Source organism: Desulfosporosinus sp. I2 (assembly GCF_000960765.1).
Taxonomy (GTDB): domain Bacteria; phylum Bacillota; class Desulfitobacteriia; order Desulfitobacteriales; family Desulfitobacteriaceae; genus Desulfosporosinus.
This window is the reverse complement of record NZ_JYNH01000087.1, coordinates 1-19846: the sequence shown is the minus strand read 5'-3', so window position 1 is coordinate 19846 and position 19846 is coordinate 1. Positions and strand designations below refer to the sequence as shown.

Genomic DNA, 19846 nt, shown 5'->3' with positions numbered 1-19846 from the left:
AATACTTGTTAAACTTTTTAATTTGAACTTTCAAAATTTCTTCAAAATCATTTGAAAATAACAACTCATCGATTTTTTTGATTTCATCATTTAAATCGTCGATATTATCATCTACTTCTACCAATTGCGATATGATGCTTTCATATTCACCCTTAGTACGATACTTTTCATTAAGAACCACAATGACCTTTTCAAGCTCTTCAAAAGAATCTCCTTTAGCTATTTTTTGAGAAAATTCTTTTTCCTGCTTTAACAACTCTGATATGTTTCTCTCTTCTTCGCTTATCATGAACCCTTTGTGGGTGGCGGTGCAGTGTTCTTTCACCTAACTCCCAGTCAAGCGTTTCTGAGTGATATGAACGAAGAGCTAATCAATGCCTATCTACAAGTCAAAGACGATGTAGAAGGCTTAATTTATGCCCTTAAAAGCCACGTGAACGACAAGGACTACTTCTGCAGAATCCGGGGCCTGAATCCAAAAGAGCTGTCTCCTGTCCAAAGGGCATCCCGGTTTATTTACCTAAACAAGACTTGCTTTAACGGTTTACACAGGGTTAATAGGTCAGGGCAGTTCAACGTCCCTTTTGGCAAATACAAAAATCCTAAAATCTTAGACGCAGATAACCTTAGAAGCGTAAGCAAGATACTCTCAACGACCAATATTCAGGTGAGAAACTTTGAGAACGTTCTCGATGTGGCCAAGCCGGGAGATTTGGTCTATTTCGACCCTCCCTATCACCCGACCAACGAAAAGTCCTACTTTACCGAGTACACTTCAGTCCCATTTGACAAACAACAGCAGGAACTTCTGGGTTCTGTATTTAGGGAATTGGACCAGAGAGGATGTCTGGTAATGCTGAGTAACTCTTACACCCCGTTTATCATAAACCTCTTTACCCAGTTGGGTTACCACAAGGCCCTAGTTGAAGTGAAGGCAAAGAGGGCCATCAATTGTAAAGGGAACGGGCGAGGACAAGTTTCTGAAGTATTGGTATGTAACTGGTTGAAATGACGATTAGAAAGGAGCATATCCTATATGACATACATTACCTCAACAATTTCCAGAAAAAAACTTAGTCTAAAGGAATTTGAGCCGGATAGCTCAGTCGTTTCTAATTCGAATTTAACGGAGCCAATCAGTATAAAAGAATTTTACTCAGCTGCAGTCGAGTTGCTGGCTTTGATGTACAAAGAGGTAGTTACTAATAAATAAACTGGGCGTTAAATATATATTTCCTTATGGTACAAAACGGAAGGCGGTTAAGCCTATGGGTGACTACCAATAAAAAACAACAGTTGATTCTAAAACCCCCTAACTTCCATTACTGGAGGTTAGGGGGATATTTTTGCTATTCCATTTTTCATGTCAGTATCGTCAAGACGGTAGGTTCGATATTGCTAGGAAAAGCGGAGGTAATAAAAAACTTAGTGGTCATTCATGGAGAATAAATAGATTTCAAATAAATGGTAAAGAAATTCTACCAAGGAAATTTCAAAAAAAACTTATTATTTTTTTTAAATATATCAGAAATTGTGGTCATACGTAGGGACTTGGTCTATAAGCAGATAAGACGGACGATCTTGATACTGTTGGATGTAAGTTCAAACTGCTTAATACTAATTTTATTTAAAGAGTTAAAGGAGTTTGATTAACATGGCCATCATTTCATTTGATAGCATTAATCCTTATCAATCCGGTAATGCAACGGTTTCCGATGTTCAGTTTGAAAGCAATCGAGTTACTATCTGGTTCAAATTAACCAATGGCAAAGCTATTCGAGAATACTACCGCTTGTCTAAGCCTCGTGAAAAGGAACGCTTCCTTGATGTTGTAACAACCCTTTTAGGAAGCACGCCTGATCAATTGGGTACTGACACACTTATTGGCTTGACTTGTTACGTTCAGCTTGAAGACCGTCCTTGGAAGGAAGGTAAAACATGGAGTGGCGTTGCAAAGGTATTGCCTTACTGTGAAAACGAAGAAGGCGAGTCCGTTGACAATTGGTCAACGGAAGCTGATGAAAATACCGAGTTCGTGGAGAGCAAACAAATTGAGAGTGTAAATATAACAAACCTTTTAATCATACGAATTTAGATCATAACGCGGTCTCGGTATTATCCACTAGAGGACTTTTAGATATTTTTACATTATTCTGATCCTGCTGTTGTATTGCCTCCTGCCTCGATAAGATCAGTAGGATTTTTAAAACATCCCACAAATTAAAATCTTAGTACTAAATCCTTCTCGAAGTTTAAGAACCTCATTCGTTACAGGCAGGTTCGTTAAACTCCCATTAATGGAAGCATCGGCTTTCGAGCCTGCCATTACCATTAACTCCAGTCATAAGTCAATGCCATCAGCACTGAGTCTCTTCTGGCGTATCTGGCGGCAGGGTTAGGATGCGCCAAAAGCATTTCAATTTGATTAAATTGTACATGTACAAAAATCTCTTCCTAAAATGCAAAAAAGCCTTGAGGCTGTACAATTTCTATATACCTCAAGGCTTTGTCACTATTTTCCGCTTAAATTCGAGGTTTAGATGTCGGAGGCGATGCCAAGTCTTGTTTTTACCTTCTCAAGCAGACTCTCAAGTTCCATCACATATTTTTCTTGTATATTACGGCAAATCTCAATCGCCGCTTGTTCACTATAGATATGAGTTGTTGAATTTCTGTCCCTGAGCATGGCAAGCCAAAGTCCCTCGTCATTTATCAGTCCTGCTGAAAAGGCTTCACGCAATACCGTCTTTGGAGAATTAAGACCTGTCAGCCCCTCATTTTCAAAAATAGTCTTCAAAGTTTTCCATGCAAGCTCAAAGGTGAACTCAAAGCGCTGTATTATACCATCTCTTAACAGGTCATTTGCTTCATCATACTTGGCGATCCCTTCTTCGAGTCTAATAAGTGCACGAATGAAATTATCAATTTTAGTGTTCGGCTCGCTCATACAGAGATATCCCTTCTCTCTTGATATTTTCCAATAATTTAGGGTCGATGTGTTCATTGATAAATAGGATATCTATTTTCAGGAGAGTATCAAGGTCTTCGAGCTCACTCGCTAAATACCCTTGGCAATTAGATTCTGGCGAGAGAAAAATTGCTAGGTCAATATCACTTACAGACTTGTAGTCACCTTTTGCTCGTGACCCGAAAAGAACAATTTTCTCCACTGCATGGTTTTGACCGATTTCTTGGATACTCTGGATTAGCCCAGCATTTAAACTTGAAACCATATATTGGCACCTCTTAACAAATTTTTTATAGCCTAAGACTCAATATCTGAAAAAGCACCTCAAAAACTTTGAAGTGCTTCCTTGCTGTGCATATGTAGTAACCGAAGTCGAACTTCTCAAAGAATCATGAAAACAGCTGCTAATAAAAAGTCTAACCTCTCAAATTGGTAAAGTATTGAGTAATACTGCATACGTTTTCTCAATATTCGAGGGTTTAGATGGTGGAGGCGAGGGGATTTGCACCCCTGTATCGAAGAGCTGCCACAAAAGCGTCTACGCGTGTGTCCTTTAATTTAAATTTCGCCAGTCTTGACTCCTAAAGGCCAGGATTCAGTTCAGGCTAGCTCGATAATCTTAGCTAATGTCTCCGAGCATTGACATTAGAGCGTCCTACTTAATTGACACCCTGGTTCTTCATCGTAGGTTCTGAAGGCAGGATGCTAGCGGCACTTAAGCAGCTAGAGCGTAATTATTTTCGTTAACTATTAGGTCCACCGTTTAACGAGACCAGGTGGAATCTCGACGCGCAACCTTTGCCACCGCTTCCCCGAGCGAGTCTAGAACGCCCCCATGTAAAAGTTCCAACACGCATAGTATAACACATTTGCGTATAAAGAATAGGTGAATATCCATGGCATCTTTGCATTTTAGTGGAAAATCAATAAAAATCCATATTCTTTAGAGTCCTTCTTAACTACAAACACCATCGAACTAAATAACTAACGACTTGTAACCGTTCTATTAGCCTTTATTCCGTTCCCTTAGTGCTCGTTCAATATCGCGTTTACCTTCTCGTTCAGCAAGAGACTGACGCTTGTCGTAATTTTTCTTCCCTTGACCGACGGCCAATTCAACTTTAGCCATCCCCTTTTTTAAATAAATCTTAATCGGTATAAGGGTCAAGCCTTGAAGCTGAACTTTCCCAACTAATTTATTTATTTCTGAACGGTGCAATAATAATTTACGCGGCCGTAGTGGATCATGATTAAACCGATTACCCTGTTCATAAGGGCTAATATGCATCTGATGAACCCAAACTTCGCCATCATTTACACGAGCATAACTATCTTTTAAGTTGGCCTTGCCGTTACGAATCGATTTTATTTCTGTCCCAGTAAGCACAATACCAGCCTCGATTCGATCTTCGATAAAATAATCATGGAACGCTTTACGATTTTCAGAAACGATTTTAATTCCCTCGGAAGACATACTACCCCTCCTTTCATAAGCAACTTATTATATCACAAATTACCTAATTTTACCATAATAAACCTTAGGTTCTTGGGAAAACTCTCCGCTTTCGCCATCCAACTTTCCACTTAATAAAAGTTCCAATTCATTCATCTAGACTCCTGGGTAACGAACTGCAGGAGGAATTCATGGACTTTCAACGCAACCTCTTCTCGCTCTCGCCCAAGCGTTAGGATATGCCCGGATTTTTCCCAATACTGGACGATAGGATTAACGTGCTGGATTTGCTTCTTAATGATTTGAACACTTATTGGGTTTACTGTCAAGTCTGCCCTGCTTTGCATCAGTAACGCAGGACACGTAATCGCAGTAAGTTTGCTGCGCACCTGACGAATCCCTCTGTTGAGGGAAATTAAGCCATCCACCGGAATCCGTTCATAAACAAAGCGCTCAAGGCTTGGCGCCTCTTCGGTTCCCGAAATTGTTGATTTTGATGATAATGTTGGTGACGGGATTGTTGTTGTTGTTGTTGTCGTTGTCATTGTTGCTGATGGTGATAGTGTTGCAGTTTCTGCTGATGATGTTGCTGCCGATACTGCTGAAACAGAAGTGGGTATTGAAGTGCGTACTGACGTCGGGTCCGATGTTACGCGATGGGATTTTGGTTTTCCTACAAACGCCATAAACGGTCTAAACAACTGGGCATAACGAGTTCTTCGATCAGCCAGCACCATGGGTGCATTCATTGTAACAATTCCGTCGATCAAACCAAGCGTTGCTAAATGAAGTGTCAGCAATCCCCCCATGGAAAGCCCAATCCCAATGACAGTGTCACACGTCTTCCTCAGTTTTTTTACTCCTGCCTCAGCGTCTTTAGCCCAGTCCTCCCAGCGCGTCTTTGCCATCTCTTCTGGAGTTGTTCCGTGACCAGAAAGAAGTATTCCATGGACCGTCCAACCCAACTTAGCCAGCCGTTCGCCCAACCAACGCATTTCCGAAGGAGATCCCGAAAACCCATGAATGAGTAGGCACCCAACACGATTTCCCGAAAAATAAAAGGGTTCCACTAAGCGTCTTTGTGGTTCCACCCGAAACGTCCTCCCCCACTTACTTCTACAACCATCTATCTTTTATTACAGAGATCGTTAGACTTAAGACTACTTTATCCACCCAAACCTTCATTTCATTCTTTCATATAATCGAAGACAGAACTTATGTCCATGAACTGAATTTATATAATCGTCCAGGTAATAATTCATGTAATAGTTTTATCTACTTATATAATAGAAAAAGCAAATATGTAAATCCGGGATTCAATAAATAGCAAAAAGGGGCACCTCGCATGAAGTGCCCCTTCTAAATTTGGCTTAATATGCGTAAGCGTGGTATGAAGAAATAAACGTTACATGCGTGCTATCACTTTGTAATCATCGATAAACCCAAGGAGCTCAGCAAAAAGATACCTGCTAAAACGGCCGTGAGCTTCGCGAATAGCTCATCCATACCTTTCTTTTTCCCGAAAATTGCCTCACCAGCACCTGAAATAGCTCCTGATAATCCTGCGCTCCTTCCGGACTGTAAAAGTACTGCCGCAATGAGTCCTATAGAACTTAGGATTAAAAGAATAACTAAAAAAATCTGCAATTAACTTACCCCCTAATTGAAATGGTCTTACTCTACTAAATTTTTTACACTAATAAGCTTAGTTTAGCATAAGCAACCCCAAAATTCAATAAACCCTTACTCCATCAACGGTTATGCTGTGTCCGTTATCTAGCGATCACTACCTTGCTAACGCTTTTCGACCACGATATACTGCGCTATCTCCAAGTTCCTCCTCAATTCTGAGGAGCTCATTGTACTTGGCTACCCGTTCGGTTCGAGCCGGAGCACCGGTTTTGATCATGCCTGCATTAACAGCAACGGCAACATGGGCTAACGTAACGTCCTCGGTCTCACCTGAACGATGTGAGACGACTGATGTATAGCCTGCCCGTTTAGCCATTTCGATAGCATCTAATGTCTCGGTCATAGTCCCGATTTGGTTAAGCTTGATAAGAATCGAGTTAGCACATTTTTCTTTGATTCCACGGGCCAAACGCTCTGGGTTCGTTACAAACAGATCATCCCCGACTAGCTGTACTCGATCTCCCAAACGTTCGGTCATCTTGCGCCAGCCTTCCCAGTCCTCTTCATCTAAGCCGTCTTCGATGGAGACAATGGGATAACGCTTAATCAATCCCTCATAGAAATCAATCATTTCCTCCGAGGTCTTCTTCAGCCCTTCTCCTGCTAAGTTATAGGTTCCATTTTCATAAAGTTCGGTGGCTGCAACATCTAACGCCAAAGCGACATCTTCACCAGGTTGATATCCTGCCCTTTGAATGGCGTCAACGATACATAAAAGGGCATCTTCATTAGATTCTAAGCTGGGTGCAAAACCGCCTTCATCTCCGATTGCCGTAGCGAGAGATTTTTCTTTAAGGACGGCTTTCAGGCTGTGGTATACCTCTGTTCCCATGCGTAAGCCTTCAGCAAAACTGGACGCTCCAATTGGCATGATCATGAATTCTTGAATATCCACATTGTTATCGGCATGTTTGCCGCCGTTTAGAATATTCATCATGGGTACGGGAAGTTCTTTGGCATTCACTCCGCCTAAATATTGATAGAGTGGTAAGCCTAAGGATTCTGCGGCGGCTTTTGCGGTTGCCATGGATACTCCAAGAATCGCATTAGCTCCGAGTTTCCCCTTATTCTCCGTTCCATCGATTTCCTTCAACAATTGATCCAAACCCGGTTGGTCATACGGGTTCAAACCCTCTACTTTTGGGCTAATTAAAAGGTTGACATTTTCAACCGCTTTCAATACTCCTTTGCCCATATAGCGAGTATTGTCTCCGTCTCTAAGTTCAACCGCTTCAAAGGCTCCAGTGGAAGCGCCTGAAGGAACAGCTGCCCGACCTATGGTTCCATCTGTCAGAACGACATCAACTTCTACTGTTGGGTTCCCCCGAGAATCCAGGATCTCACGTGCATAGACATCTGTAATAAAGCTCATTAAAATTTCCCCCTTTATCCAATTTTTCAAGTCCCCTACTTATATAAGTGGGATCAGTCGTAATTTCAGGTAAGATAGAGTCCGCACTTCATTCAAGTACAAACTGATTATTATAAAACTTATGTGATGATTAAGGACTTTCCGGTCATTTCCTCAGGTTTGGGAATATTGAGTAATTCTAAAAGAGTAGGTGCGACATCGCACAGAGCACCCCCCTCACGTAGCTCCTGACCTTTAAATCTATCATCGACTAGAATGAAGGGCACCAAATTTGTGGAGTGGGCGGTCAGAGGAAGTTCAGTCTTGGGATCCACCTTTTCCTCGGCATTCCCATGATCAGCCGTCACGAGGAGCGTCCCTTTAATTTTTTGAAGTTCATCCACTATCTCACCCAAACATTGGTCAATCGTCTCTACCGCTTTGACGGTTGCCTTGAACACTCCCGTATGTCCCACCATATCCGGGTTGGCAAAGTTAAGAATGATCACATCATGAGTATTTTGCCTCAGTTGTTCTAAGAGGGTTCGGGTTAATTCGGGCGCACTCATCTCGGGCTGGAGGTTATAGGTGGCGACTTTAGGGGAAGGAATAAGGATTCGTTCCTCACCTAAATTAGGTTCTTCGATTCCACCATTAAAAAAGAAGGTCACATGCGCGTATTTTTCAGTTTCTGCCATTCGCAACTGTTTTAACCCGTGTTGGGAAAGAATTTCTCCCAGCGTGTTTTTCAGGTTCTGTTGCGGGAACGCGACCGGTGCGCAGATCGTATCCTCATATTGAGTCATGCATACAAAGTGGACTCTCGGGTGTATGGGGCATTCAAACCCTGTAACCTCTTCGTCTACAAAGGCATGGGCGATTTCCCGGGCCCGATCTGAGCGGAAGTTAAAGAAGAGTACACTATCTCCCTCTTGAATGGGACCGACTGGTTTTCCGTCTTGATCTACAATCACCGTTGGGAGCACGAATTCATCCGTTACACGCTGATCATATGAACTTTCCAGTGCTGCCATGGCACTGGCTGCGCTTTTTCCTTCGCCCAAAACCAAAGCTTCATAACCTTTCTCCAATCGTTCCCAGCGATGATCTCGATCCATGACATAGTAACGTCCACTCACAGAAGCAATTTTACCTATCCCTAGTTCCTTGATTTTCTGTTCGAGCTGAGTGATAAATAGTTTACCACTTTGCGGTAAGACATCACGGCCATCGAGAATAACGTGAATATACACTTCTTCTAGTTTTCGTTCTTTTGCCATTTCCAGAAGGGCAAACAGATGCTTAATGTGAGAATGAACTCCTCCGTCAGAAAGTAAACCCACTAGGTGAAAGGCCTTATTTTGAAGGTGAGCGTTATCCATCGCTTCGATGATGACAGGATTTTTAAATAACGTTCCATCCTTAATCGCTTTAAAAATGCGGGTTAATTCCTGATAGACTACGCGCCCGGCGCCCATGTTTAGATGCCCAACTTCTGAATTTCCCATTTGACCGTCGGGTAATCCCACAGCTTCTCCCGATGCCTGGAGGAAGGTATGGGGGTATGTTGTTTCCAAGCGCCGAAAGTTGGGTAAATTCGCTTGAGCGATGGCATTTCCTTCGATCGCATCACGATGACCCCAACCATCTAGAATCATAAGGAGAAGTGGTTTGGCTACGTTCATGGCTATATTCCTTCCACGCGTGCCGGAAGGGGATTCGCATTAATGATCAGTTTGGCAAAATTCAAGGGATCTAAGCTTGCTCCACCAACGAGTGCTCCATCGACATCCGGCTCTGTCATAAGCTCGGCAATATTATCAGCCTTGACACTTCCACCATAGAGAATAGGTATTTTCTCGGCGTCAAGACCCATCAGGCTTGTTAAGGTGGCGCGAATCGAGGCACACATTTGTTGGGCATCTTTGCTGGAGGCTGTTTTCCCTGTACCAATTGCCCAGATGGGTTCATAGGCCACAATAATTCGACTTAACTCTTCGGTTGATAAACCCTCCAGAGCTCGGGAAACCTGTCCTTGGACTCTTTCAACTGCTTTTCCTTCTTCTCGAAGGTTCAGATTTTCCCCGACACATAGGATGGGGGTTAGTCCCACAGTCAACGCTTTCTTTACTTTCTTATTGATTTCTCCATCCGTTTCACCAAACATTTCTCGACGTTCGGAGTGACCGAGGATCACATAGGTACACGCAACATCCTGCAGCATCTGAGCTGAGATTTCACCAGTGTAGGCACCTTCGTCTGCCCAAGCCATATTTTGAGCACCTAAGTGCACAATGCTTTCTTCCAGTTCATTCTTTAGGGGATAAAGGGCCGTAAAAGGAGCACATAAGATGATATCAAGGTCAGTTACATCTTTAACCTCTTCTAAGAACTTGACTGCATAGTCCTCTGCTTCACTCACGGTTTTAAACATTTTCCAATTGCCAGCGATGACTGGTCGTCGAATTGCCACTCTAATATTCCCTCCACTTCATTACGATTCGCGAGGTTCGATGCTCGAGGCACGACATTTAAACTTTTCTAAACCTCTAAACCTCTAACTATTTACTATTTACCGAGCCCTTTAGCTTTTAGGTTCGTGCTTCGTGCTTCGCGCCTCATGCCTCGCTTAGCGCCGCAACCCCCGGCAACACTTTCCCTTCCAAAAATTCGAGAGAAGCACCACCTCCTGTTGAAATATGGGTCATGCGGTCCGCAACGTTCATTTTCTCCACCGCTGCTACTGAATCCCCACCTCCTACAATTGTGGTTCCCCCACAGGCCGCTACAGCTTGAGCAATCCGCTCGGTTCCTTTTGCAAAGGCATCCATTTCAAAAACCCCCATTGGGCCATTCCAAATGACCGTTCGGGCTGTCGAAATGTGAGTGGCAAACCTTTCGGCACTTACCGCACCTATGTCCAGAACCATTTCGCCGTCTTGGATTTCTGAAACATTCACGGTTCGATGAGGAGCATCTGCTTCAAAGGCTTGGGCAACGACTACATCAATCGGCAATTCTAACCGAACTCCTTTTGCTTGTGCTTTCTCGATAAGTTGCTTAGCCAATTCCACTTTTTCTGTTTCGAGCAGGGATTTGCCCACCTTAAACCCTTGGGCTTTTAAGAAAGTATTGGCCATGCCACCTCCAATGATCAAAATGTCAACTTTCTCGAGGAGATTCTCAATTACACCGATCTTATCACTTACTTTGGCCCCGCCAATAATCGCCACAAAGGGGCGTTCCGGACGTTCCAAAGCATTCCCCATAAATTCAACTTCCTTTTGCATTAGCAAACCAGCGACAGCCGGAATATAGTGCGTAACCCCTTCCGTGGAAGCATGGGCACGGTGTGCAGTTCCAAAGGCATCATTCACAAACAGCTCGGCAAGCGCTGCTAATTCTCGGGCAAACTCCGGATTATTTTTTTCTTCTTCCGCATGGAAGCGAACATTTTCCAGAAGAAGAACCTGCCCATCTTGGAGCGTACTTACCGCTTTCATGGCTGGATGCCCAATGCAATCTGCGGCGAGGGCGACGTCTTGCCCCAACAGCTCACTTAAATGCTTGGCAACGGGCGCCAAGGAGTAACTCGGATTCACTTGCCCTTTAGGGCGACCAAGGTGAGAAGCAAGTATGACTCGCGCTCCCCCTTCCACCAGATACTTAATCGTTGGCAGGGCTGCTCGCATCCGAGTATCGTCCGTTATCTGACCTTGCTTATCCAACGGAACATTAAAGTCTACCCGAACTAACACTCGTTTTCCTCGTATCTCCACATCGTTTATACCTTTTTTGTTCACACGGAATTCCCCTTTCACTTTGACCCAAGGGTTCGGGATTGTATGAAAATATACCTTAGTATACCGAAGAAACTACCTTCTTACTCCCCCAAACATTAATTATTCTATTTAGTCCAACTTATACTAATTCTACGCCAAGCTCAAGTTTCCTGCCCGAAAAGAGCTAATCTTCCCAGTCCTTACTCCGTTCCACTGCTTTTAGCCACTTCTGATAAAGTTTCGTCCGCCGTTCCACAGGCATTTGATTCATAAAGCAGTGATTGATCCGCCAACTCGAACGTATTTCCGCTTGATCTTTCCAAAATCCTACCGCTAAGCCAGCCAAATAAGCTGCCCCCAAGGCCGTCGTTTCAATCACTTCCGGGCGTTCCACATTCACACCCAAAATATCTGCCTGAAACTGCATCAAAAAATTATTGGCCACAGCACCTCCGTCGACTCTTAAGGTCTTTAACGTTATCTGTGCATCATTTTCCATGGCTCTCAGGACATCTTTTGTCTGATAAGCGAGTGCTTCCAAGGTCGCCCGAATCAAATGAGCCTTGGTCGTTCCTCTCGTTAATCCGAAAATCGCGCCGCGGGCGCGCATATTCCAGTACGGGGCCCCCAACCCCGTAAAGGCTGGAACAACATAAACGCCCTCTGTATCCTCGATAGTGTCGGCGAACCTTTCCGAATCTTGGGCTGTTTCAATAAGTTTGAGCCCGTCTCTTAACCATTGAATGGCCGCACCCGCCATAAAAACGCTGCCCTCCAACGCATAATCAACGTTTCCATTAAGACCCCAGGCGATCGTCGTTAGCGGCCCGTTTTGGGAGGGGACAGCCCTATCTCCTGTATTCATAAGCATGAAGCAGCCTGTTCCATATGTATTTTTTGCCATGCCGGGTTCAAAGCACATTTGGCCGAACAAAGCGGCTTGCTGATCCCCCGCAATTCCCGAAATTGGAATCCCTTGCGTTCCAAATAGGTCGATTTCTGCTTTTCCGTATATCCAGCTTGAAGGTTTCACTTCAGGTAACATGTTTCTGGGGATTTCCAGTTCCGTGAGGATTTCTTCAGACCATTCCAACGTATGGATATTATACATTAACGTGCGTGAAGCGTTAGAGTAGTCCGTAACATGCACTTTACCGTGGGTCAATTTCCAAACTAACCAAGTATCGATGGTTCCAAATAATAGTTCTCCACGTTTCGCCCTTTCAAGGGCCCCCTCCACCTGAGTCAAAAGCCATTTGACTTTTGTGCCCGAGAAATAGGCATCAAGAACTAGGCCCGTGATCGAACGGATTTTCTCCTCCCAGCCGTTTGCTTTGAGCTCTTCCACTAGCTCAGTTGTCCGACGGCATTGCCAAACAATGGCTGGATGAATAGGCTTTCCTGTGGCCTTATCCCATACCACTGTGGTCTCTCGCTGATTGGTGATTCCGATACCGACAATTTCTTCCGGGGATACGCCCGTCTTAGCTAGAAGTTCAGCCATAACCCCATATTGAGTACTCCAAATTTCCTCTGCATCCTGCTCTACCCACCCAGGCTTAGGATAAAACTGTGTGAATTCCTTTTGAGCGACCCCAATGATTTCGCTCTTTTGGTTAAATAAGATTGCCCGACAACTCGTGGTACCCTGGTCTAAGGCTAAAATGTAGTTTTCGAACATAGCTATCTCCCCCTAAAAAGAATGAGCAGCCAATGGCATTGGTTGCTCATTCTTGTACTGCAGTAATGGATGCTTTAGCTAATCGTCGGTTGCCCGTTTGGATATACAAAAGCGTCTCAGCTACATTGACGATATGATCCCCCAGTCGTTCAATCGTCCTAGCAACCACAAGACATAAACCTAATTGCCCATCATTACCTTTCGTTTGGCTGCCTTTAACCAAGGCCGCTTTAAAGCTGGCGTACGCCTGGTCTAAAACATCATCCTCATCCGCTAAATCCATCATGATTTCTTTCTCGCCTTTCAATATGGCCACCGTAAAATCTGTCATTAGGAGTAATTGTTTTGACATCTGTCGGATATCCTCCGGCCAATTTCTTTCTGGCTTAAGCTCGCTCAACTCAGCCAGATCGCAGGCGTAATCAGCAGAACGTTCAAGTTCTTGCGCCATTCGTTGAAACCCCAAGATCCAACGTAAATCCTGGCTCCGCAGTTGTTGTAAACTCATGATATCAAAACTACGATTCACGATGTTATCCCGCAACTGATCGATAACATCATCCCTTTTTTCCCAGTCCTGAACTGTCTCGCCCTTATTTAACGCTTCAATCGCTGCACTTAGATGAGTTTGTACAGCTTCCGCTAACTCCACCGTCATGACACGCAAATTTAACAAAACCCGATCATACCCTGATGTACGAAATATTCCCATACATCACACCTCTTTTCAGTAGATTCCATGCCCAAAGCAAATTTCCTGCGTGCAATATGGCAAAAATCTCCCATTCAATGGTTTATAGCTAACCCGTAGGCTTGCATTAGTACCCATATGGGATGTTTTGTCTCAACTCCTGAACCATGCTGAATTTGCACTTGGCATCCTCCACATTCGGTGGTCATACTTTGAAATTCCCCTTTAGATACGCAGAGTTGGACTCGCTCAAACAAAGGATTTCCAATTTGCATGGCCAACTCGTACTTTTCATGCTTATAGCCATAACTCCCGGATAAGCCACAGCACCCTGCATCCAAATTGTTTACACGCACTCCCGGAATCATGCGCAATAAACGCACAGAGGGTGTTCCGATCCCCTGGGCCTTCAAATGACAAGGAGTATGATAGCCCAGCGACACCAGAACCTCCTGGAAATCTTCCCGGAGTTCTCCGCGCTCGTGAAGTTTCCAGAGGAACTCAAACAAATCATAGGATTGCTGACCAATTAATTCTGCCCCTGATGCATCTATATTCGGATACTCCTCCTTTAACGCTAAGCCGCAGCTCGTACAGGCAGTAATTATGGGAATTCCAGCTTGCAAATACGGATTCATCAGGGACAGATTTTCTCTAGCATTTTCCCTTGCTTCACGAAAGTGGGCATTGGCTTGAAGAGGAACCCCACAACAATGAAAGGCAGGCACGATCACATCATATCCATTGTGTTCCAAGACCTTAACCACTGCCAGACCTGTCAAGCTATCATTGTAGGTGACAAAACAGCCGGGGAAAAAAACAACTTGTTTGTTCGCTGAATGCCAAGTTTTCTTTATTCCCTTAAACTTCCGATGATACGCTGGCAGAGGGGCTTGTCGACTAATCCCTAGGGTCTGTTCCATTAAGCCTCGAACTAGAGGTACTCCCAGCAACCCATTGGTCAAAGCCGGCCAAATCGTTCCTAGCCGTCCTAAATATTCAGCTCGACCTAAGACAAGATCTCTAACTCGATGTTGGAATTTTGCTTCATCTTTTTGACCCGCAAGTTTAGCCTTTTCCCGCGCCCTCAAAATAATTTCAGTAATTTTAACCCCGGAGGGGCAGGTGATTTCACAGGTTTTACAATTCGAACAATAGTTCAAGCATCCTGCGTTCATAAGTATACCCTCAAGCCGAAAACGTTCTGCATCCGGTCCAACGTTCTTTGGTCCTGGGAAAAAGGGATAGACGGTCGCGACTGGGCATTGGGCAGTACACGCACTGCACTTAATACAGGCATCTAAATTTTTCACCCTGTCCTGTTCATTCATTCTGACCTGCATCCTTTCTACATCGTCTCTCCCGCGAACCACCCGGAAGCGAGCGAAACGCCCCCGCCACAGTGCTCCACCCACGGATCCCAATGCGCGATCATTCGTCCAATGACCTGGACATTTTCTAGAATCACTTCATTAAGCTTTGAATCAATGGGACGTAGTTCTCGATCAACTTCAATCCCTATACGAGCATACGGTTGATCTCCCAAAAACTCCGAATTCGTCCATTCATCTGGAACATACAAGGGAAGCCCGAACACCATTTCCTTTGAGGCTTCAGGTGTTACTTCAATTCCGCCGCCAAAAACCCCACCCGTGGCAAGAACAAAGGAGCGAGCAGAAAACTCGGAGTCTTTCCCTTTACTCTTAACAATAATCTTATGACAACGCTTGCCCTGAATTTCAACTTGTTTGACACCCGTCCCTACCATTAACTCTCCACCTAAAGCTCCAAATGTTTCTTTTAAGGCATCATAAAGTTTGTGCCCACTGGCAGATGGCGGAAAAGCGGTCATCTCTACGACAGGAAATGGCAAGTCAGACAACACCTCTTTTATGGAATTCGAAAAGGCGGACGCCAGCCCTGGGAAAACAACCACTGATTTCCCAGGATCAGCAGGGTCGCTTCTCGCCTCGTCAAGCTCTTGGTTGAGGGAATTCACTACCCCTTTTAAGGCCCCCGTTCCGGAAGCAGAGCGCCAATACTTTGTATAATCCATCCCATTTACAGGCTTACCCAGAGTATGCCAAGACTCAAAGGCATCGAGTCGAAAAGGATGCACCTTTACAACACATTGTGGATAGGCTCTCTCCAAATTAGCCTTGGTCACCTTAGGAAAAAAGTCCTTCATCCCCTCAGGAGCCATCAGCACAATTAGATGGGCATCGTGCAAGACTTGTGCGTTGAGCCCATTAGGAATAAACCCCGCCTTTCTCGGGGATCCCAACGGTGTAAGCACGGTCTGGACCTCCCTCCATTTTCCATGATAGTCTGGGAAATGGGCTTGAAAGTAATCAGCTCCGTTTCGTACTATACTCTCTCCCAATAAAGCATATGGGTGTTTATCCTGCCTAACTAACTGCGCTACATTTCCAAAATCGATCACCCCTGAACTATAGGTCAAGCTCCCTACCCCTTCGGAAATCATCAATATCCGCTTACCTCTTTCGGCAGCTCGAATTCCCGCTAGCAGACCCGCCAGGCCTCCCCCAACAATTATCCCATCCCACATAGGAATTCCTCCTTAATTAGCCCGGATTTTCATTTAGTTGAAGTATACTGGCATAGATGGCCCGCGTTAACTCAGTCTCGCGTAATTGTTGCCCCCAAAGAACCGGTCGTATTCCCTTCCAGCGTTGGTTAATAAAACGTTTTAGCTCATCTTGCAAGGGATCAAACTTTTTATTTTCCAAACCCAACAACGGCAATACTCGATAGGTGCAGAAAGCCCCCTGGCAGGTCCCCATTCCTAGCCGCGTCTTGCGCCGTATATCTGCCAAGTGATGAGAATCCTCATCCGAAGCTACTTTTTCGACTTCAGCAACACTGACCATTTCACACTCACAAAGCATTTGCCCTTTACGTGGATCGTCCATAATTTTCGTTAAAACTTCCTCTGCATCGTCTCCAAGCCGTTCGAGCATTTTCTCTGCTGCCACACAGGGCAAGAGTCGGAGTGCTTGTTTTCTTAGATCTTGTGGGATCTCAGACATTAAATTTTCCTTTGCCGTACTGCAAGGGGCCGTATTACCCAACTTTTCTGCTACCCAATCGCTAACTTTCTCAGCCATTAAACGATAGGTAGTAAACTTCCCTCCGACAATACTGATTAATCCTTCAACCCCGTCATGGACCTCATGATCAATCAAGACAAAGGTCCGGCTTACTTCCCGCCCTTCTTCCACTGAACCCGGAACCTCGCTGTCCTCACGATGAAGTGGCCTTACTCCAGCAAAAGCCCGGATCACCCTGTGTCCCATTAGATTGGGGAGTAGCTTCTCGCCCATCGCCAACAATCTCTTGACTTCTGGTTCCCTAGGTTGGTTTTCCTGCGGAGAGTCCACGATTTCGGAGGTGGTACCCAAAATCGTAATTGTTTCGTGCGGGACAAAAATATCCCCGTCACTGGGTGGATGTAGACGATTAATCACGCGTTGAAAGAGGCGCTGATTAAAGGCCAGCAGAGTGCCCTTATCACAGATAACATCTAATGGGACCCCTATTGTACCAACGATCTGAGAAGCCCATGCACCGCCAGCGTTGACCACCACTTCACAGTGAACCATGATTTCTTCCCCATTGACAAGATTCTTGGCCGCCACACCCACAATTCGCTTATTGTCGAGAATTAGCCGTTCCACTTGATGATAGGTTTTATAGTCTCCCCCATAACGCTTAGCAGATTTGGCATTGGCCCAAACGAGCTTAAATCCGTCCACGGTCGCATCAGGCACTTCGAAGACGCGCAAAACATCCTTACTCATTAAGGGCTCTTTTAAATAGGCATCAGCAAGGGATATTTCCCGTATGGGAATATGGGCATAAGCACATCCTCTTATCCATTGTTCAACATAACTCTGAGCATCTTCTGACGACTGCACAAACCACCCTCCCGTATCCGAGATGCAGTGAGCAGCTATCTGTTTAAGAATCACGTTCTCATCAATACATTCAGCAGCAGACACGGGATCCTTGACCGCATAACGTGCTCCACTGTGTAATAAGCCATGAAAGCGCGAGCTTGTTCCATGCGCTAAGTCCCCTTGCTCCAACAATAACGCCGAAATCCCCCGCATACTCAAATCTCGCAAAATACCAACGCCAGTTGCCCCGCCTCCGACAATCACAACCTGGTAATCTGTCATATCGGCTCCTCCTCATTATATCACCCGAACGTTATACTTTCTGGATAACATAAAAAATCCACTGGTGGGACCGTATATAACGCTTCCTCCAGTGGCTTCTCTTCTTCTCTCAGCCATTTTATCAAATTATAATCAAAGCAACAGACTAATTTACCTTTATTATAAACTTGAGTTCTCTTTACGTCAAACACAGCTTCCACAGATTTCTGCGACTCGCTGTTACCGCAGTCAATCCGTTACTTAGCGCTTTATGCACATCCTCTTCCGTTCGGAGTAATCCTCCCCCTAAGATACTTAAATCCGTCACTTTATGGAACTCGTCGATGGCGAATTTTGGCACGGTTGCTGGCAAAATTTCGATGGCATCGGGTGTTACCTTTTTGATGATTTTTAGACCTGTACGAATTGCTTCCGAATCAACCAGAAACAACCTCTGAACCGTTAACAGTTTATTTTCTTTGGCATACCGCAAGAGCTGCCATTTTACGGAGACGACCCCTTCAAGTCCTAGGCGCTTCAAGTAACGCATTCCGGCCTCATCCTTACCGACCCCTTCAATCAAATCCACATGGGCCAGCAGATATTTCTCGGGGTATTTACTGCGAACTTTTAAGACCCCTTCTAGGTCATTAATATCTCCGCCGATGAGAATAACCACGGAAACCCAAGGTATGTTTAAGACTTCAGCTAAATCCTCCAGATGTTTAACAGCTGGCACAATCCGGCTCTCTCTTAAAGCCTCTTTGAACGCAACTCTATTCGTCATACTAATCCATCCAATTCTTACATTTGCTTAGGCGCGTGTAGACCTTTGACCGTTCAGGCGGATCTAGTGACCGAGGATTGTACAAACCTTTCTTTCGATTACCAGCCCTACCTCTTCTTTCAAGGCAAACCTTGAGCCTTCAAATCTGTTAAGATGATCCACAATAATTGTCCTACCCTGGACGATCACTTCAGCCCTAGCAGTGTTGCCTAATATATAGAACTTTTCCAAAGTTCCCTGTAGCTTAATTACCTCCGGATCTTCAATCTGAGCCAATTGATCTTTACTGATTAACGAAATATGCTCTGGGCGGATACATACTTCAGCCTCTTTATCCATCATAAAACCTACTAAGGCACTGGGAACAAAGTTATAGGTCCCAATAAATTGGGCCACAAACTTATTAGCAGGCTTGTGATAAATTTGATCTGGAGTACCATACTGCATGACTTCCCCACCGTTAATCACCACGATGCGATCAGACATAACTAAAGCTTCCAGTTGATCATGAGTCACAAAAATCGTGGTAATCCCCATCTTCTTTTGAACGTCACGAATCAAGATTCTTGCGCTTTCTCTTACCTTCGCATCCACCGCGCTTAAGGGTTCATCTAAAAGAAGTAGGTCTGGTTTAACGACTAGTGCTCGCGCTAAAGCGACCCTTTGTTGTTGTCCTCCCGACATTTGATGCGGATAGTTGTTTTCTTTGCCCGAAATGCTAAGAATATCCATAATTTCTTCGACTTGTTTTCTGATCTCTAAAGAAGGTATTTTCTTAATCTTAAGACCAAACGCAATATTTTCAAAAGCCGTCATGTTGGGGAACAGGGCATACGACTGAAAGACCATGCCGATATTTTGTTCCTTCTTACTCTGCCCCTCAATAATTTCCCGACCATTAACCATAATTTTTCCACTGTCCCCACGTTCTAAGCCCGCAACAATTCTTAGGAGTGTTGTTTTTCCGCACCCACTAGGACCTAATAACGTGACAAATTCCCCTTTTTCGATCTCCAGATCGATTCCCTTCAAAACTTTACGGCCCTGAAAGCTCTTATCAATGTTGACGACCTGAACATAGCTCACGCATCATACCTGGTTTCCAAATACTAAACAATTCTATACATTTGCTTAATATCTTCACTTTGCCGACTAAACAAAGCGGTAGCGTCACAGGATTCAGCTACTAGGGTTAATACTTTCGTATTAAACATCCGTCCAGCCTATGGAGTCCCTCCATTAAGTACAACAGATGTGCGA

At 44.5% G+C, this 19846-nt stretch carries 20 protein-coding genes, 1 other RNA gene and 1 pseudogene; 3 read left to right on the top strand and 19 right to left on the bottom strand.

The window, feature by feature from the left end; genetic code table 11:
- Positions 1 to 289: pseudogene (locus tag UF75_RS17215) on the bottom strand (DUF2326 domain-containing protein); the annotation flags it as partial.
- 9 nt (positions 290 to 298) lie between these two features.
- Here UF75_RS17215 and UF75_RS17210 point away from each other — a divergent pair.
- The 3 genes from UF75_RS17210 to UF75_RS17200 all read left to right on the top strand — a co-directional run bounded on the left by UF75_RS17210 (position 299) and on the right by UF75_RS17200 (position 2095).
- A complete protein-coding gene (locus UF75_RS17210; RefSeq protein ID WP_045575811.1) occupies positions 299 to 1012 on the top strand; it encodes a Dam family site-specific DNA-(adenine-N6)-methyltransferase in 714 nt (237 codons plus the stop codon).
- Positions 1013 to 1036: 24 nt separating this feature from the next.
- A complete protein-coding gene (locus UF75_RS28440; RefSeq protein ID WP_156146491.1) occupies positions 1037 to 1213 on the top strand; it encodes a hypothetical protein in 177 nt (58 codons plus the stop codon).
- Between the two features lie 441 nt (positions 1214 to 1654).
- The gene (locus tag UF75_RS17200) at positions 1655 to 2095 is read left to right on the top strand and encodes a hypothetical protein (RefSeq protein WP_045575809.1); all 441 of its coding nucleotides are present in this window, start codon (positions 1655 to 1657) and stop codon (positions 2093 to 2095) included.
- 108 nt (positions 2096 to 2203) lie between these two features.
- Here the strand turns inward: UF75_RS17200 and UF75_RS30785 are convergent, their stop codons facing one another.
- The 18 genes from UF75_RS30785 to UF75_RS17120 form a co-directional block, all read right to left on the bottom strand.
- The gene (locus UF75_RS30785; protein WP_282433814.1) at positions 2204 to 2326 is read right to left on the bottom strand and encodes a hypothetical protein; all 123 of its coding nucleotides are present in this window, start codon (positions 2324 to 2326) and stop codon (positions 2204 to 2206) included.
- A gap of 210 nt (positions 2327 to 2536) precedes the next feature.
- Positions 2537 to 2947, bottom strand: coding sequence for a nucleotidyltransferase substrate binding protein (locus UF75_RS17195; protein ID WP_045575808.1), 411 nt, complete (start codon positions 2945 to 2947; stop codon positions 2537 to 2539).
- Positions 2928 to 3233, bottom strand: a complete 306-nt coding sequence (locus UF75_RS17190; RefSeq protein WP_045575807.1) for a nucleotidyltransferase domain-containing protein — start codon at positions 3231 to 3233, stop codon at positions 2928 to 2930. Before UF75_RS17190 ends, UF75_RS17195 begins: the two co-directional genes overlap by 20 nt.
- Positions 3234 to 3452: 219 nt before the next feature.
- Positions 3453 to 3803: a transfer-messenger RNA gene (ssrA, locus tag UF75_RS27370) on the bottom strand.
- Positions 3804 to 3974: 171 nt separating this feature from the next.
- Positions 3975 to 4442, bottom strand: coding sequence for an SsrA-binding protein SmpB (smpB, locus tag UF75_RS17185; RefSeq protein ID WP_045575806.1), 468 nt, complete (start codon positions 4440 to 4442; stop codon positions 3975 to 3977).
- Positions 4443 to 4573: 131 nt separating this feature from the next.
- Positions 4574 to 5512 (bottom strand): alpha/beta fold hydrolase, encoded by a 939-nt coding sequence (locus tag UF75_RS17180; RefSeq protein ID WP_045575805.1) that lies wholly within the window; start codon positions 5510 to 5512, stop codon positions 4574 to 4576.
- Between the two features lie 328 nt (positions 5513 to 5840).
- Complete coding sequence (gene secG, locus UF75_RS17175) at positions 5841 to 6068, bottom strand: preprotein translocase subunit SecG (RefSeq protein WP_045575804.1); 228 nt, start codon at positions 6066 to 6068, stop codon at positions 5841 to 5843.
- 139 nt (positions 6069 to 6207) lie between these two features.
- Positions 6208 to 7485, bottom strand: coding sequence for a phosphopyruvate hydratase (gene eno / locus UF75_RS17170; RefSeq protein WP_045575803.1), 1278 nt, complete (start codon positions 7483 to 7485; stop codon positions 6208 to 6210).
- A 119-nt stretch (positions 7486 to 7604) separates the two neighbouring features.
- Positions 7605 to 9149: a 2,3-bisphosphoglycerate-independent phosphoglycerate mutase gene (gene gpmI, locus UF75_RS17165; protein ID WP_045575802.1), complete on the bottom strand. Its 1545-nt coding sequence runs from the start codon at positions 9147 to 9149 to the stop codon at positions 7605 to 7607.
- Positions 9150 to 9151: 2 nt separating this feature from the next.
- Positions 9152 to 9937 carry a triose-phosphate isomerase gene (tpiA, locus tag UF75_RS17160; protein WP_045575801.1) on the bottom strand — a complete coding sequence of 262 codons (786 nt, stop codon included), beginning with the start codon at positions 9935 to 9937 and terminating at the stop codon, positions 9152 to 9154.
- A gap of 145 nt (positions 9938 to 10082) precedes the next feature.
- Positions 10083 to 11267, bottom strand: a complete 1185-nt coding sequence (locus tag UF75_RS17155; protein WP_045575800.1) for a phosphoglycerate kinase — start codon at positions 11265 to 11267, stop codon at positions 10083 to 10085.
- A 163-nt stretch (positions 11268 to 11430) separates the two neighbouring features.
- On the bottom strand, positions 11431 to 12927 hold the full coding sequence (gene glpK / locus UF75_RS17150) for a glycerol kinase GlpK (RefSeq protein ID WP_045575799.1): 1497 nt from the start codon (positions 12925 to 12927) through the stop codon (positions 11431 to 11433).
- A gap of 46 nt (positions 12928 to 12973) precedes the next feature.
- On the bottom strand, positions 12974 to 13639 hold the full coding sequence (locus UF75_RS17145; RefSeq protein WP_242860304.1) for a PhoU domain-containing protein: 666 nt from the start codon (positions 13637 to 13639) through the stop codon (positions 12974 to 12976).
- A 74-nt stretch (positions 13640 to 13713) separates the two neighbouring features.
- Entirely contained in the window at positions 13714 to 14949 is a 1236-nt protein-coding gene (locus UF75_RS17140) for an anaerobic glycerol-3-phosphate dehydrogenase subunit C (protein ID WP_045575798.1), read from the bottom strand.
- Between the two features lie 17 nt (positions 14950 to 14966).
- Entirely contained in the window at positions 14967 to 16187 is a 1221-nt protein-coding gene (glpB, locus tag UF75_RS17135; RefSeq protein WP_045575797.1) for an anaerobic glycerol-3-phosphate dehydrogenase subunit GlpB, read from the bottom strand.
- A 16-nt stretch (positions 16188 to 16203) separates the two neighbouring features.
- Positions 16204 to 17820, bottom strand: coding sequence for an anaerobic glycerol-3-phosphate dehydrogenase subunit GlpA (gene glpA / locus UF75_RS17130; protein WP_045575796.1), 1617 nt, complete (start codon positions 17818 to 17820; stop codon positions 16204 to 16206).
- A 178-nt stretch (positions 17821 to 17998) separates the two neighbouring features.
- The gene (locus UF75_RS17125) at positions 17999 to 18586 is read right to left on the bottom strand and encodes a glycerol-3-phosphate responsive antiterminator (protein WP_045575795.1); all 588 of its coding nucleotides are present in this window, start codon (positions 18584 to 18586) and stop codon (positions 17999 to 18001) included.
- Between the two features lie 63 nt (positions 18587 to 18649).
- The gene (locus UF75_RS17120) at positions 18650 to 19672 is read right to left on the bottom strand and encodes an ABC transporter ATP-binding protein (protein ID WP_045575794.1); all 1023 of its coding nucleotides are present in this window, start codon (positions 19670 to 19672) and stop codon (positions 18650 to 18652) included.
- Positions 19673 to 19846: the final 174 nt, after the last annotated feature.